Source organism: Enterobacter sp. BNK-8, from assembly GCF_048685095.1.
Classification (GTDB): domain Bacteria; phylum Pseudomonadota; class Gammaproteobacteria; order Enterobacterales; family Enterobacteriaceae; genus Enterobacter; species Enterobacter quasiroggenkampii.
Window position 1 is genome coordinate 1049488 of the sequence record NZ_JBLQTN010000001.1, and the last position, 15476, is coordinate 1064963.

At 59.4% G+C, this 15476-nt stretch carries 13 protein-coding genes and 1 pseudogene; 9 read left to right on the forward strand and 5 right to left on the reverse strand.

Features of this window, described 5'->3' with window-relative positions; all coding sequences use genetic code 11:
* Position 1: 1 nt before the first annotated feature.
* Positions 2–901, reverse strand: a pseudogene (locus tag ACMGGU_RS05015) (glycyl-radical enzyme activating protein).
* 128 nt (positions 902–1029) lie between these two features.
* Between ACMGGU_RS05015 and fsa the strand changes: the two are divergent.
* Positions 1030–1692 carry a fructose-6-phosphate aldolase gene (fsa, locus tag ACMGGU_RS05020; protein WP_023326972.1) on the forward strand — a complete coding sequence of 221 codons (663 nt, stop codon included), beginning with the start codon at positions 1030–1032 and terminating at the stop codon, positions 1690–1692.
* A gap of 98 nt (positions 1693–1790) precedes the next feature.
* Here fsa and moeB read toward each other — a convergent pair whose 3' ends face one another.
* Positions 1791–2543 carry a molybdopterin-synthase adenylyltransferase MoeB gene (moeB, locus tag ACMGGU_RS05025; protein WP_420300297.1) on the reverse strand — a complete coding sequence of 251 codons (753 nt, stop codon included), beginning with the start codon at positions 2541–2543 and terminating at the stop codon, positions 1791–1793.
* Between the two features lies 1 nt (position 2544).
* Positions 2545–3777 (reverse strand): molybdopterin molybdotransferase MoeA, encoded by a 1233-nt coding sequence (gene moeA / locus ACMGGU_RS05030; RefSeq protein ID WP_111967020.1) that lies wholly within the window; start codon positions 3775–3777, stop codon positions 2545–2547.
* A gap of 187 nt (positions 3778–3964) precedes the next feature.
* On the opposite strand from moeA, the gene iaaA reads away from it, so the two are divergent.
* Genes iaaA through gsiD form a run of 5 tightly spaced genes read left to right on the forward strand, consistent with a single transcriptional unit; the run spans position 3965 to position 10187 of the window.
* On the forward strand, positions 3965–4903 hold the full coding sequence (gene iaaA / locus ACMGGU_RS05035) for a beta-aspartyl-peptidase (RefSeq protein WP_420300298.1): 939 nt from the start codon (positions 3965–3967) through the stop codon (positions 4901–4903).
* An 11-nt stretch (positions 4904–4914) separates the two neighbouring features.
* Entirely contained in the window at positions 4915–6786 is a 1872-nt protein-coding gene (gene gsiA / locus ACMGGU_RS05040) for a glutathione ABC transporter ATP-binding protein GsiA (RefSeq protein WP_420300299.1), read from the forward strand.
* 23 nt (positions 6787–6809) lie between these two features.
* Complete coding sequence (gene gsiB, locus ACMGGU_RS05045; RefSeq protein WP_023292928.1) at positions 6810–8348, forward strand: glutathione ABC transporter substrate-binding protein GsiB; 1539 nt, start codon at positions 6810–6812, stop codon at positions 8346–8348.
* A gap of 5 nt (positions 8349–8353) precedes the next feature.
* Entirely contained in the window at positions 8354–9274 is a 921-nt protein-coding gene (gene gsiC / locus ACMGGU_RS05050) for a glutathione ABC transporter permease GsiC (protein ID WP_104949039.1), read from the forward strand.
* A gap of 1 nt (position 9275) precedes the next feature.
* A complete protein-coding gene (gene gsiD, locus ACMGGU_RS05055; RefSeq protein WP_021240948.1) occupies positions 9276–10187 on the forward strand; it encodes a glutathione ABC transporter permease GsiD in 912 nt (303 codons plus the stop codon).
* A gap of 63 nt (positions 10188–10250) precedes the next feature.
* On the opposite strand, the gene rimO is transcribed toward gsiD, so the two are convergent.
* Positions 10251–11576 (reverse strand): 30S ribosomal protein S12 methylthiotransferase RimO, encoded by a 1326-nt coding sequence (rimO, locus tag ACMGGU_RS05060; protein WP_008501203.1) that lies wholly within the window; start codon positions 11574–11576, stop codon positions 10251–10253.
* Positions 11577–11792: 216 nt separating this feature from the next.
* Between rimO and bssR the strand changes: the two genes are divergently transcribed.
* On the forward strand, positions 11793–12176 hold the full coding sequence (gene bssR, locus ACMGGU_RS05065) for a biofilm formation regulator BssR (RefSeq protein WP_024908680.1): 384 nt from the start codon (positions 11793–11795) through the stop codon (positions 12174–12176).
* A gap of 106 nt (positions 12177–12282) precedes the next feature.
* On the forward strand, positions 12283–13401 hold the full coding sequence (locus tag ACMGGU_RS05070) for a PQQ-dependent sugar dehydrogenase (protein WP_420300300.1): 1119 nt from the start codon (positions 12283–12285) through the stop codon (positions 13399–13401).
* Here the strand turns inward: ACMGGU_RS05070 and ACMGGU_RS05075 are convergent, their stop codons facing one another.
* Complete coding sequence (locus tag ACMGGU_RS05075) at positions 13402–14028, reverse strand: glutathione S-transferase family protein (protein ID WP_023326978.1); 627 nt, start codon at positions 14026–14028, stop codon at positions 13402–13404.
* Between the two features lie 241 nt (positions 14029–14269).
* On the opposite strand from ACMGGU_RS05075, the gene dacC reads away from it, so the two are divergent.
* Positions 14270–15475 (forward strand): serine-type D-Ala-D-Ala carboxypeptidase, encoded by a 1206-nt coding sequence (gene dacC / locus ACMGGU_RS05080; protein WP_008501207.1) that lies wholly within the window; start codon positions 14270–14272, stop codon positions 15473–15475.
* Position 15476 lies beyond the last annotated feature (1 nt).

Sequence of the window (15476 nt, forward strand, 5' to 3'; positions counted from 1 at the left end):
TTTATCCTCGTAAGGTCGCGGTTAACCCTTTCTGGCAGGCGTACTGCTGCGCGAAGTCCAGCAAGGCAGGGTTATCCAGCGGTTTGTCAGGGGCAGAGTAGGGTTGGCCGAGCAGGGTGTATTTGTTCATGCCCAGCGTGTGATACGGCAGAAAATGAATATCGTCGACGCCGAGCTCATCGGCAGCGAAGTTGGTGATGGCGGTGATGGAGGCTTCATCCGCGTTGAAGCCCTGGATCAGCGGCACGCGGATGGTGATCTTTTTCCCGGCGGCGGCCAGGCGTTTCAGGTTGTCCAGGATGCGCTTAGCCGAACCGTCCGTCCACTGCTTGAACACGTCACCGTCGACGTGCTTCAGGTCGGCGAGGAACAGATCGACATACGGTAATGACGGCTCAATATAGTGCCACGGCACGTGAAGGCAGGTTTCGACGGCGGTGTGGATCCCCTGGTCATGGCTGGCTTGAAACAGGGCCTGCGCCAGCTCCGGGTTCATAAACGGTTCGCCGCCGGAGAGGGTGATCCCGCCGCCGCTGCGGTCGTAGAAGGGTTTGTCGCGCAGTACGGTCGCCATGATCTCCTCGACCTGCCGTTCTTCACCGCAGACGGTCAGCGCCTGCGTCGGGCAGCAGTCGGTGAGGGCATTAAGCGTCTCTTGACTTAATTTCTCACGATGAATGACCATCCCGTTCAGCGCACGTTCGATACAGCCCGGTGCCGCCTGCTGACACAGGTCGCAGCCGTCCAGGCACAGACGCGCATCAAACAGCACGTCCCGCGTGCGGGAGCGGCTTTCCGGGTTCTGGCATCAGCGACAGCCCAGCGAGCAGCCTTTCAGGAACACCACGGTACGGATACCGGGGCCATCGTGGGTAGAGTAACGCTGAATATTGAAGATCATGTTTTTGCCTCTCATCTTGCATACGAAGATTAAATGACTTTCGAATGAAAGTTATCTTGATGCAGGTCAACTCTTGAGCAGGTTTTGTCGTGATAGGGTAAGTGCAGGCTAATTTTGAGGGTGACATCATGGAACTTTATCTCGACACATCTGACGTTGCGGCAGTCAAAAAGCTGGCGCGTATCTTCCCGCTGGCGGGGGTGACCACCAACCCAAGCATCGTTGCGGCCGGTAAAACGCCGCTCGACGAACTGCTGCCCGCGCTGCACGACGCGCTGGGCGGTAAAGGCCGTCTGTTCGCGCAGGTGATGGCGACCACCGCCGAAGGGATGGTGGAAGACGCGCGTAAGCTGCGCGCCATCATTAACGATCTGGTGGTGAAAGTGCCGGTGACCGCAGAAGGGCTGGCGGCGATCAAGATGCTGAAAGCGGAAGGGATCCCGACGCTGGGTACGGCGGTATACGGTGCCGCGCAGGGGATGCTGTCCGCGCTGGCGGGGGCGGAGTATGTGGCGCCTTACGTTAACCGCGTGGACGCGCAGGGCGGGGACGGGATCCAGACCGTGGTGGAATTACAGCAGCTGCTGACGCTGCATGCCCCGCAGTCAAAAGTGCTGGCCGCGAGCTTTAAAACCCCGCGTCAGGCGCTGGACTGCCTGCTGGCAGGGTGCGAGTCCATCACGCTCCCGCTGGACGTGGCGCAGCAGTTTATTACCTCTCCGGCTGTGGATGCGGCGATTGTGAAGTTTGAGCAGGACTGGCAGGGGGCGTTTGGACGGACGTCTATCTGACGCGGTTGCCAGGTGGCGCTGGCGCTTACCCGGCCTACGATTTTCTCCCTCTCCCTGTGGGAGAGGGTCGGGGTGAGGGCATCAGGCCGCAGCAGGGTTTACCCTCCGCAAACCTCACACCCCGGGTTACGCATCAGCTTCATCTCGCGGAACTGGCAGGTCATCGCGTCATACATCACGATTTTCCCCGCGGCGGGCGTGCCGTAATGCGCCAGCACCTTGATCGCTTCCATTGCCTGCAATGAACCAATCACGCCGACGAGTGGCGCCATCACGCCCGCCTCAACGCAGGTCAGCGCATTCTCGCCAAACAGACGGCTCAGGCAGCGGTAGCAGGGTTCACCCTCGGCGTACGTGAAGACGCTGATTTGCCCCTCCATGCGGATCGCCGCGCCGGAGACCAGCGGGGTTTTGTGAGCAAAACAGCCCGCATTGAGCTGATTACGGACGGTGACGTTATCAGTGCAGTCCAGGACCAGGTCGTGCCGGGCAATCTGCGCGGAGAGCGCGTCGTCATCCAGCATTGCGTCAATCAGCGTGAACTGAACGTGGGGGTTGATGCGCGCCAGCGCAGCCCTGGCGGATTCCACTTTCGGCTGGCCCACCGTCGCGTCGCTGTGCAGCGTCTGGCGCTGCAGGTTGGAGACCGACACGGTATCGAAATCCAGCAGCGTCATGCTTCCCACGCCCGCCGCGGCAAGGTACTGCGCGGCGGCGCAGCCCAGCCCGCCCAGCCCGACGACCAGCACGCTGGCCGCCTTGAGCGCTTCCTGACCCTCGAAGTCAAACCCGCGCAGCACAATCTGGCGATTGTAGCGCATCATCTCCTGGTCGCTCAGCTCCACCGTCATGTCAGCCTCCGAACAGGTGGTTAAAGCGCTCGACCTCAACCCATTCTCCGGCTTCCACGTTGCCGCGCTCGCGCTCCAGCACGATGAAGCAGTTGCCCAGACTGAAGGAGCTGAAAATGTGCGAGCCCTGATGTCCGGTAGTGCGTACTTCAAGCTCGCCGTCCGCACCGCGGGTCAGAATGCCGCGCTGGAAATCGAGACGGCCCGGTGATTTTTTCAACCGCGTGGCGGCACGCACGCGCACGCGTTCCGGCAGCGGGCTGGCCTTGTTGCCGGAAAGCTTCGCCAGCAGCGGGATCGCCAGCTGGTAGAAGGTGAGTGCCGCCGAGACCGGGTTGCCCGGCAGGCCGCAGAACCAGCTGTGTGAAAGCTTGCCAAACGCGAACGGCTTGCCCGGCTTGATCGCCAGCTTCCAGAAGGCGATTTCACCCAACTCTTCAAGAAGGGTTTTGGTGTAATCCGCTTCGCCCACGGAGACGCCGCCGGAGCTGATGACCACGTCGGCGGATTTATCCGCCTCGATAAACGCCGCGCGCAGTTTTTCCGGATCGTCTGGAATGATGCCGAGGTTAATCACCTCGCAGCCCAGCTGCTCCAGCATCAGGTGTACCGCCAGGCGGTTGGTGTCGTAAATCTGGCCGTCCTGCAGCGGCTGGCCCGGAAGCTGCAGCTCGTCGCCGGTGGAGAAAACGGCGACGCGCACTTTACGGATTACATCGATGTCCGCGATGCCGAGCGACGCCAGCACCGGCAGCTCCGCCACCGTCAGCTTTTGCCCGGCGGCAAAGACCGTCGCGCCGAGGGTAATGTCTTCGCCCGTGCGACGGATGTTCTGGCCCGCTTTGACGCTCGCGGTAAAACGCACGCCGTCATCGGTCTGTTCGGTCTCTTCCTGCATCACCACGGCGTCGCAGCCTGGCGGTACCGGTGCGCCGGTCATGATGCGCACGCAGGTGCCTGCAGGCCATTCGCCGCTAAACGGCTGACCCGCAAAGGCTTTACCCGCCACCGGCAGGGCGTTACCCGTCTGGAGATCCGCCTGGCGTACCGCGTAACCGTCCATCGCGGAGTTATCAAACCCCGGCACGTTAAGCGGAGAGACGATATCGCGCGCGGCAATACGGCCAAAACAGCGCACGAGGGGAAGCGTCTCAACGTCATGCAGCGGGGAAACTCGGTCAAGCATCTGCGTGAGTGCCGTCTCAAGCGGCATCAGTCCGGCGGTAAAATCCATGGTGGGCTCCTGCGGAGTAACAACGAAAGCGTCCATTATGGCAGAAAAGTGCGGCTAACTGTATGACCGAAGGGTGCACGCTTTACATCACTGTTACGTCTTTCTATATTCAAAAATCATCTGAAGTTTCGTCGACGATAATGATATTTATAGAAAAAGCCGCAAAACAGGCTAACGGGTAATGCGAATGGTTAAGGCGGTAATCGCAATTCATGGCGGGGCCGGGGCAATCACCCGTGCACAGCTCACTTCTGAGCAGGAAAAACGCTACATCGACGCGCTGTACGCCATTGTCGAAACGGGCCAGAAAATGCTGGAAGCGGGCGAGAGCGCGCTGGATGTGGTCACCGAGGCGGTGCGTCTGCTGGAAGAGTGCCCGTTATTTAATGCGGGGATCGGTTCGGTCTTTACCCGGGATGAAACGCACGAGCTGGATGCCTGCGTTATGGACGGTATCACCCTGAAAGCGGGGGCCGTGGCAGGCGTCAGCCACCTGCGTAACCCGGTGCTGGCCGCGCGTCTGGTGATTGAAGAGAGCCCGCACGTGCTGCTGACGGGCGCGGGGGCGGAGAGGTTTGCCTTCGAACACGGAATGGAGCCGGTCTCGCCTGACCTGTTTTCCACGGAAGCCCGCTATCAGCAACTGCTGGACGCCCGTTCGGCGGGCATGACGCAGCTTGACCATACTGCGCCGCTGGATGAGCGCAGCAAAATGGGCACGGTGGGCGCGGTGGCGCTGGATAAAGCCGGCAACCTCGCGGCGGCAACTTCCACGGGCGGGATGACCAACAAGCTGCCCGGACGCGTGGGTGATAGCCCGCTGCCTGGCGCGGGTTGCTATGCCAATAACGCGACGGCGGCGGTGTCGTGTACCGGCACCGGAGAAGTGTTTATCCGCGCTCTCGCGGCCTATGACATTACCGCGCTGATGGATTACGGCGGCTTAAGCCTGAGCGAGGCCTGCGAGCGCGTGGTGATGGAAAAATTACCTGCCCTGGGCGGCATCGGCGGACTCATTGCGGTGGATCGTGAGGGCAACGTGGCCCTGCCGTTCAACAGCGAAGGCATGTACCGTGCCTGGGGCTATGCCGGCGATGAGCCGAGCACGGGGATTTATCGTGAATAAGGGGGCAGCGCGTGCCGCACAGTGAAGAGCTGGACAACCGTGAAGTGCTGGCTGTCCATCAGCTGAATATTGCGTTTCAGGAAGAGCGGCAGTTCATCCCCGCAGTACAGAATTTATCGTTCACGCTCAGGCGCGGCGAGACGCTGGCGATTGTTGGCGAGTCCGGTTCCGGGAAATCGGTCACCGCGCTGGCGCTGATGCGCCTGCTGGAACAGATGGGCGGTCAAATCAGCAGCGAGAAAATGCTGCTGCGCCGCCGTAACCGCCAGGTCATTGATTTAAATGAGCTGAGCGGCGCGCAGATGCAGGGCGTGCGTGGGGCGGATATTGCGATGATCTTCCAGGAGCCGATGACCTCCCTGAACCCGGTGTTCCCGGTCGGGGAACAAATTGCCGAGTCCATTCGCCTGCATCAGGGGCTGAGCGGCGATGAGGCGCTCAGGGAAGCCAGACGCATGCTGGAGCTGGTACGCATTCCGGAGGCGCAGGCCATTCTGGGCCGCTATCCGCATCAGCTTTCCGGCGGCATGCGCCAGCGGGTGATGATCGCCATGGCGCTCTCGTGCCGTCCCGCGGTGCTGATTGCCGATGAACCGACGACGGCGCTGGACGTGACGATTCAGGCGCAGATCCTGCAGCTCATCAACGTGCTGCAGCAGGAGATGGAGATGGGGGTGATCTTTATCACCCACGATATGGGCGTGGTCGCCGATATCGCCGATCGGGTACTGGTGATGCACAAGGGCAGCGCGGTCGAAACCGGCACGGTTGAGCAGATTTTTCACGCGCCCGCGCATCCCTACACCAAAGCGCTGCTGGCGGCGGTCCCGCGTCTTGGGGCGATGAACGGCAGCGATCTGCCGCGTCGTTTTCCGCTGATTTCCCTGGCGGCGTCTGAGCCGCAGGAGGAGGAACGCGAGCAGGACACCGTGGTGCCGGGCAAGCCCATTCTGGAAGTGCGCAATCTGGTCACGCGTTTTCCGCTGCGCAGCGGTGTACTGAACCGCGTAAAGCGCGAAGTGCACGCGGTGGAAAACGTCAGCTTCGATCTGTGGCCGGGCGAAACGCTGGCGCTGGTGGGGGAGTCCGGCTGCGGTAAATCCACGACCGGGCGCGCGTTGCTCCGTCTGGTGGCCTCTCAGGAGGGCAGCATTACCTTTAACGGCGAGCGCATTGATACTCTTCCGGACAGCAGGCTGCAGGCGGTGCGGCGGGATATTCAGTTTATTTTCCAGGATCCGTATGCCTCCCTCGATCCGCGCCATACGGTGGGGTATTCGATCATGGAGCCGCTGCGGGTGCATAACCTGCTCGACGGCGAGGCGGCGCAGCGTCGCGTGGCCTGGCTGCTGGAGCGCGTTGGCCTGAAGCCGGAACATGCCTGGCGTTATCCGCACGAGTTTTCCGGCGGGCAGCGGCAGCGTATCTGCATCGCCCGCGCGCTGGCGCTGAACCCGAAAGTGGTGATTGCGGATGAGTCCGTCTCGGCGCTGGATGTCTCTATCCGGGCGCAAATCATCAATCTGCTGCTGGATTTACAGCGGGATATGGGGATCGCCTTCCTGTTTATCTCGCACGACATGGCGGTGGTTGAGCGCATCAGCCATCGCGTGGCGGTGATGTTTATGGGGCAAATTGTGGAAATCGGTCCGCGAAGAGCGGTGTTCGAGAACCCACAGCACCCGTATACCCGCAAGCTCATCGCGGCGGTCCCGGTCGCCGATCCGGCGCATCGTCACGGCCAGCGCGTGCTGCTGCAGGATGAAATGCCGAGCAATATTCGTAAACGCGGCGAGGCCGTGGAGCGCGTGGCGTTGCGTGAGGTCGGGCCGGGTCATTTCGTGGCTCCCCCGCGTCAGGACAATGCTTTTTCGCGGTTATAACTTTCAACAGGCAGGAGAACACAATGGTTACATTTGTAGCGCGTAGATGGTTGTTAGCCGCGAGCGTGACGGCAGCCCTGGCCGCTGCCCCCGCGTTCGCTGCCAAAGATGTGGTGGTCGCCGTCGGCTCTAACTTCACCACGCTGGATCCGTATGATGCTAACGACACGCTCTCACAGGCGGTGGCGAAATCGTTCTACCAGGGCCTGTTTGGCCTGGATAAAGAGATGAAGCTTAAAAACGTGCTGGCGGAGGGGTACACCGTTTCGGATGACGGGCTGGTGTACACCATTAAGCTCAAAACCGGGGTGAAGTTCCAGGACGGCACCGACTTTAATGCAGACGCGGTGAAGGTTAACCTCGATCGCGCCAGCAATCCTGAAAACAGCCTCAAGCGTTATAACCTCTATAAAAACATCGCCAAAACTGAGGTGGTCGACCCGGCGACGGTAAAAATTACCCTGAAAGAGCCGTTCTCCGCGTTTATCAATATTCTGGCGCATCCGGCGACGGCGATGATATCCCCTGCCGCGCTGAAGAAATACGGCAAGGAGATCGGCTTCCACCCGGTCGGTACCGGCCCGTATGAGCTGGTCACCTGGAATCAGACCGATTTTGTGAAGGTGAAAAAATACGCGGGATACTGGCAAAAAGGGCTGCCGAAGCTGGACACCATCACCTGGCGCCCAGTGGTGGACAACAACACCCGTGCGGCGATGCTGCAAACCGGCGAGGCGCAGTTTGCCTTCCCTGTTCCGTATGAGCAGGCCGCCATTCTGGAGAAAAACAGCAAGCTGGAGCTGGTCGCCAGCCCGTCGATCATGCAGCGCTACATCAGCATGAACGTCACGCAAAAGCCGTTCGATAACCCGAAGGTGCGCGAAGCCATTAACTACGCCATTAACCGTCAGGCGCTGGTGAAGGTCGCTTTTGCGGGCTATGCCACCCCGGCCACCGGCGTGCTGCCGCCGGCTATCGCGTATGCGCAAAGCTATCAGCCGTGGCCGTACGATCCGGCCAAAGCGCGCGAGCTGCTGAAAGAGGCGGGCTATCCGAACGGCTTTAGCACCACGCTGTGGTCGTCGCATAACCACAGTACCGCGCAGAAGGTGCTGCAGTTCACCCAGCAGCAGCTGGCGCAGGTGGGTATCAAGGCGCAGGTTACCGCCATGGATGCCGGACAGCGTGCGGCAGAGGTCGAGGGGAAAGGGCAGAAAGAGAGCGGCGTGCGGATGTTCTACACCGGCTGGTCGGCCTCGACCGGTGAAGCCGACTGGGCGCTGTCGCCGCTGTTTGCCTCGCAGAACTGGCCGCCAACCCTGTTCAATACCGCGTTCTACAGCAACCCGCAGGTGGACAAAGACCTTGCTGACGCGCTGAAAACCACCAAACCGGAGGAGAAAGCTCGCCTCTACAAGGACGCGCAGGACATCATCTGGAAAGAGTCGCCGTGGGTGCCGCTGGTGGTGGAGAAACTGGTGTCAGCCCATAACAAAGCGTTGACCGGGTTCTACATCATGCCGGATACGGGCTTTAGCTTTGACGATGCGGATTTAAAATAACGCCCATGCTGAATTATGTTTGTAAACGCCTGCTGGGGCTTATCCCGACGCTGCTGATTGTGGCAGTGCTGGTGTTTTTGTTTGTCCATATGCTGCCGGGGGATCCGGCGCGTCTGGTTGCCGGGCCCGAAGCGGATGCCACGGTCATTGAGCTGGTGCGTAAACAGCTGGGTCTTGACCAGCCTCTGTATATGCAGTTTCTGCACTATATTGGCAACGTTCTGCAGGGTGACTTTGGTATCTCGATGGTGTCGCGTCGTCCGGTGTCGGAGGAGATCGCCAGCCGCTTTATGCCCACGTTCTGGTTAACGATAGCCAGCATGAGCTGGGCCGTGGTGTTCGGACTTGGCGCCGGGATTGTGGCGTCCGTCTGGCGTAACCGCTGGCCGGATAAGCTCGGCATGGCGCTGGCGGTGACCGGCATCTCCTTCCCGGCGTTCGCGCTGGGAATGCTGCTGATGCAGATCTTCTCCGTTGAGCTGGGCTGGCTGCCCACCGTCGGGGCCGATACCTGGAAGCATTACATTCTGCCCTCGATGACGCTGGGGGCTGCCGTGTCGGCGGTGATGGCCCGCTTTACCCGCGCCTCGTTCGTTGACGTGCTGAGCGAAGATTATATTCGCACCGCGCGGGCGAAAGGGGTCAGCGAGAAGTGGGTCATTCTCAAGCACGGGTTCCGCAATGCGATGATCCCGGTGGTGACGATGATGGGGCTTCAGTTTGGCTTCCTGCTGGGCGGCTCTATCGTGGTGGAAAAGGTCTTCAACTGGCCGGGGCTGGGACGTCTGCTGGTCGATTCCGTCGAGATGCGCGACTACCCGGTGATCCAGGCGGAAGTGCTGCTTTTCTCGCTGGAGTTTATTCTTATCAACTTAGTGGTGGACGTGCTCTACGCCGCCATTAACCCGGCCATCAGGTATAAGTAAGATGCGATTGTTGAACTGGCGACGTCAGGCCGTTTTAAACGCCATGCCGGGGCTAAAACCGGACCACATCCGCACCCCGTGGTCTGAATTCTGGCGGCGTTTCCGCCGTCAGCCGGTCGCGATGACGGCGGGGCTGTTCGTGCTGCTGCTGATTGTGGTGGCGATCGTGGCGCCGTGGGTGGCGCCGTTTGATGCGGAAAATTATTTTGACTACGACCGCCTGAACGACGGGCCCTCGATGCTCCACTGGTTCGGCGTGGATTCCCTCGGGCGGGATATCTTTAGCAGGGTACTGGTAGGGGCGCAGATCTCGCTCGCCGCCGGGGTGTTCGCGGTGCTGATCGGCGCGGCCATCGGGATCGTGCTGGGGCTGGTTGCCGGGTATTACGAAGGCTGGTGGGACCGCATCATCATGCGCATCTGCGACGTGCTGTTTGCCTTCCCCGGCATTCTACTGGCGATTGCCGTGGTGGCGATCATGGGCAGCGGCATGGCCAACGTCATCATCGCGGTCGCGGTGTTTTCGATTCCGGCCTTTGCCCGCCTGGTGCGCGGCAACACGCTGGTGTTAAAACAGCAGACCTTTATCGAGTCGGCCCGCAGTATGGGGGCCAGCGATGCGACCATCCTCTTCAGCCATATTCTGCCGGGGACGGTGTCGTCCATCGTGGTCTATTTCACCATGCGTATCGGCGTGTCGATTATCTCGGCGGCCAGCCTGTCGTTTCTGGGGTTAGGGGCACAGCCTCCGACGCCGGAGTGGGGCGCGATGCTGAACGAGGCGAGGGCCGATATGGTGATTGCGCCGCACGTGGCGATTTTCCCGAGCCTGGCGATTTTCCTGACCGTGCTGGCGTTTAACCTGTTAGGTGACGGGCTGCGCGACGCGCTGGATCCGAGGATAAAGGGGTAGTGCAGTGAAATGTGCCGGGTGGCGGCTACGCCTTACCCGGCCTACAAAAGCGGAGTGGGGTGATTAAACCCGGCTACCCCACAGGTCATATTCGTCGGCGTTTTCAACCTTCACGCGAATAATATCACCCGGCTTAACGTTGGTTTCGCCATTCAGGTACACCGCACCGTCGATTTCAGGGGCGTCCGCCATGCTGCGGCCAATCGCGCCTTCTTCGTCCACTTCGTCGATGATAACCATGATTTCGCGGCCCACTTTCTCCTGCAGACGCTCGGCAGAGATCTGCTGCTGCAGCTGCATGAAGCGGTTCCAGCGCTCCTCTTTCACCTCTTCCGGCACCTGGTCCGCCAGCTCGTTGGCGGTTGCGCCTTCCACCGGGCTGTATTTGAAGCAGCCGACACGGTCCAGACGCGCTTCTTTCAGGAAGTCGAGCAGCATCTGGAAGTCTTCTTCGGTTTCACCCGGGAAGCCGACGATAAAGGTGGAGCGCAGGGTCAGATCCGGGCAGATTTCACGCCACTGCTTGATGCGCGCCAGCTGGCGATCAACGGAGCCAGGACGCTTCATCAGCTTCAGAATGCGCGGGCTGGCGTGCTGCAGCGGGATGTCCAGGTAAGGCAGAATTTTGCCTTCCGCCATCAGTGGGATGACGTCGTCAACGTGCGGGTATGGGTAGACGTAGTGCAGACGCGTCCAGATACCGAGTTTGGACAGCTGCTCGCACAGGCCCACCATGCTGGTTTTCACCGGCTCGCCGTTGTGGAAACCGGAGCGGTGCTTCACGTCCACACCATAGGCAGAGGTATCCTGGGAGATGACCAGCAGCTCCTTCACGCCCGCATCGGCCAGACGTTTGGCTTCAGCCAGCACTTCGCCAATGGGACGGCTCACCAGATCGCCACGCATGGACGGGATGATGCAGAAGGTGCAGCGATGGTTACAGCCTTCGGAAATCTTCAGGTACGCGTAGTGGCGCGGCGTCAGCTTCACGCCCTGTTCCGGCACCAGGCTCAGGAACGGGTTGTGTTTTGGTTTTGGCACGTAGTGATGAACATGTTGCAGCACCTGCTCGTAGCTGTGCGGGCCAGTGATCTCCAGCACCTTCGGGTGCACTTCGCGGATCTGGTCTTCTTTCGCGCCCAGACAGCCGGTCACGATCACTTTGCCGTTTTCGGTCAGCGCTTCACCGATGGCTTCCAGTGACTCCTGGACCGCGCTGTCGATAAACCCGCAGGTGTTAACGATCACCATATCGGCGTTGTCGTAGCTTGGCACCACGTCATAGCCCTCGGTGCGCAGTTCGGTCAGGATGCGTTCTGAATCCACCAGGTTTTTCGGGCAGCCCAGGGAGACGAAGCCGATTTTCGGCTGGTGCGTAACATTGCTCATAGGTTAAAAATTCATCAATTATGGAGTTATCAGGGCGGGATTTTACAGCGTATCGCGGGGGATTTATACACTCTTTGCAAGGCGGATGCGTCGGGCCGAGGTTGTAACATTGTAAATAATGTTAATCAGTTAATAAAAATTGATCCCAGGCATTAAACTGTACAAAAAATGTACTTATCCTGACTATGCACCATGGCTGACAGAGGAGGAAAGAGCATGACCGTTGACAGACTAAAACGCGATCTGCTGAACAAGCTGATCAACGCCCGAATCGACCTGGCCGCGTACCTGCAGTTGAGGAAGGCAAAAGGGTATATGTCAGTCAGCGAAAGCGAACATCTGCGTGATAACCTGTTTGAACTGTGTAATTTCATGCGTGAAAAAGCACCGACCCTGAAGGCGAACGGCGGCGAAAGTGAAGAGATCGCGCTGCGCCGTGCCGCCGAGGTGCTCTCCATTGCAGGGGTGTGTCTGATGAACGGACGCCACGACTGCCCGAACTTTATCGCCGTAAACGCGGAGAAGCTTGAAAACTGCCTGACAACGCTCTCTCTATGCATCATGTGTCTGAACGAGCACAAACAGCTCGAACAGCACTGATCCCGGGGGAGGCAACTCCCCCTTCAGCTTAAGCTTTTGTAAAAGTGATAACGCGCCCGGACGCAGTGGCTAATCTTTATGCCATATGCCGATAAAGGAGCGCGTTATGCCTCGATCCTCGCTGATTTCCCTGCCTGCGTTGTTTATTTCGTTTTCACTTCTTGCTGCGCCAGAGGCGGTGAAGGTCGAGGTGCTGCAAAACAGACTCGATCACCCCTGGTCCCTGGCGTTCCTGCCGGATAATGACGGGCTGCTGGTGACCCTGAAGGGGGGGCAGCTCAAACGCTGGCAGGCCGGAAAAGGGCTCTCCGATCCGATTGTCGGCGTACCGAAGGTCTGGGCAAACGGTCAGGGAGGATTGCTGGATGTGGTATTGGCGCCAGATTTTGAGAAGTCGCGCCGCGTCTGGCTGAGCTACGCCGAGGCCGGGCATGACGGCAAAGCCGGAACGGCGGTAGGCTATGGCCGCCTGAGCGACGACTATTCCCGCATCGAGGGATTCCAGGTGGCGTTCCGCCAGATGCCAAAACTCTCAACCGGCAACCATTTTGGCGGGCGGATGGTGTTCGACGGCAAAGGCTCTCTCTTTATTGGACTCGGCGAGAACAATCAGCGTCCGACGGCGCAGGATCTGGATAAATTGCAGGGCAAAGTGGTGCGCCTCACCGAAGACGGGAAAGTCCCGTCGGATAACCCCTTTGTGAACACCCCCGGTGCGCGACCCGAAATCTGGTCTTACGGCATTCGCAACCCGCAGGGGATGGCGATGAACCCCTGGAGCGACACGCTGTGGCTGAACGAGCATGGCCCGCACGGCGGGGATGAGATCAACATTCCGGAGAAAGGTAAGAATTACGGCTGGCCGCTGGCGACGCACGGCATTAACTACAGCGGCCTGAAAATCCCGGAAGCCAAAGGCGAGCACGTTGAGGGCACCGAGAAGCCGCTGTTCGTCTGGAAAGTCTCACCCGCGGTGAGCGGCATGGCGTTCTACAACAGCGACGTTTTCCCGCAGTGGAAAAACAAGCTGTTTATCGGCGCGCTGAAGGAGAAGGACGTTATCGTGCTGAGCGTGGAGGGAAACAAGGTGACGGAGGACGGGCGCATTCTGGGCGACCGGGATCAGCGTATTCGCGACGTGCGGGTGGGGCCGGATGGGTATCTGTATGTCCTGACCGACGAGACGGACGGGCAACTGTTGAAAGTCAGCCCGTCCGGCACGTAATCAGGTGACCGGGATCATCACGACGTTACGGTAAGCCGGGCGATCGCTCAGCTGTTTAAGCCAGCGCTCAAGGTGAGGGCGTGGCGTCCACTTCAGACCCATATTGGTCAGGTTCCAGACGAACGGCGCCACGGCGATATCGCCTGTGCCGAACGCCTCGCCGGAGAACCAGGCGTGCTTCGCCAGCTCGTCATCCATCATCGCAAACAGATTTTCGCAGGCATCCTGCGCGGCGTGAATCGCAGGATAATCGCGTTCAGCTTCCGGCGTGCGGATAAGCCCCATCAGGATCACGCGGTGGGTTGGGGACAGCGTCTGGTTTGCCCAGTCCATCCACTTTTCGCCTTGGGCGCGGCGGGCCGGGTTTTCTACCCACAGGCGGCCCTGACCGTACTGGGCGGCGAGGTAACGCACAATCGTGTTGGACTCCCAAAGCGTCGCGTCTGTTTCATCATCGCGCAGCAGCGGCACCAGGCCGTTCGGGTTCATGGCCAGATAGTCGGCCTCTTTGTTCACGCCGAACGCCATGCCAGCCATGATTTGATTGAACGGTAAATCCAGCTCTTCCAGCGTCCAGAGCACTTTCTTAACGTTGGTCGAATTATTCCTGCCCCACAGCGTAATCATATTTACTCCCGATGAGATGTGAATCCGAGTCAGCCTTTCGCCATGGTGAGATAAACCTAACAATTACGCAACAGAAGACAAAAAAATCGTCTTAATCAAAGCGTATCTGAATGTTATTGCATAAACTTTAATAACTTTACCCTCGTTGGGTTTCTTTAATGGTTTTAGTGCGCTATTACTCATCGCTTCTTGCGACACGGTGATGTGACGTAATTTTTGAATGGACACTCGGGTGGCATTTATGACGCGTAAAATGACTTCTCTGCGCAGCCTGGCGGCAGGCTCTGCGCTTCTTTTCCTGTTTGCACCAACGCTCTACGCAGCTGAACAGGCTGCGCCCGAAGCGCCGCCAGTGGATGCGCGCGCCTGGATCCTGATGGATTACGCCAGCGGTAAAGTGCTGGCGGAAGGGAATGCGGATGAGAAACTCGATCCGGCAAGCCTGACCAAAATCATGACCAGCTATGTGGTGGGCCAGGCGCTGAAAGCGGGCAAGATCAAGCTGGACGATATGGTGACCATCGGGAAGGACGCGTGGGCGACCGGCAACCCGGCGCTGCGGGGTTCTTCCGTGATGTTCCTGAAGCCTGGCGATCAGGTTTCCGTTTCCGATCTGAATAAAGGGGTGATTATTCAGTCGGGAAATGATGCGTGTATCGCGCTGGCCGATTACGTTGCCGGCAGCCAGGATTCTTTCATTGGTTTGATGAATGGCTACGCGCAAAAGCTGGGCCTGACCAATACAACCTTTAAAACCGTTCACGGTCTGGATGCGCCGGGCCAGTTCAGCACCGCACGCGACATGGCGCTGCTGGGGAAAGCGCTGATCCACGACGTGCCGGATGAATACGCCATCCACAAAGAGAAAGAGTTTACCTTCAACAAAATTCGCCAGCCGAACCGCAACCGCCTGCTGTGGAGCAGCAACGTCAATGTGGACGGGATGAAAACCGGCACCACGGCGGGGGCAGGCTACAATCTGGTGGCCTCCGCGACGCAGGGCGACATGCGCCTGATTTCGGTGGTGCTGGGCACCAAAACCGACCGCATTCGCTTTAACGAATCCGAAAAACTGCTGACCTGGGGCTTCCGCTTCTATGAAACCGTGACGCCGATTAAACCGGATGCCACGTTCGTCAGCCAGCGCGTCTGGTTTGGTGACAAGAGCGAAGTGAACCTGGGCGCAGGTGAGGCGGGCTCGGTGACCATTCCGCGCGGCCAGCTGAAAAACCTGAAGGCTAGCTACACCCTGACTGACCCGCAGCTTACGGCTCCGCTGAAAAAGGGCCAGGTGGTCGGGACGATTGATTTCCAGCTTAACGGTAAATCGATTGAACAGCGTCCGCTGATTGTGATGGAAGCGGTGGAAGAGGGCGGCTTCTTCAGCCGGATGTGGGATTTCGTGATGATGAAATTCCACGGGTGGTTTGGCAGCTGGTTTAGCTAAG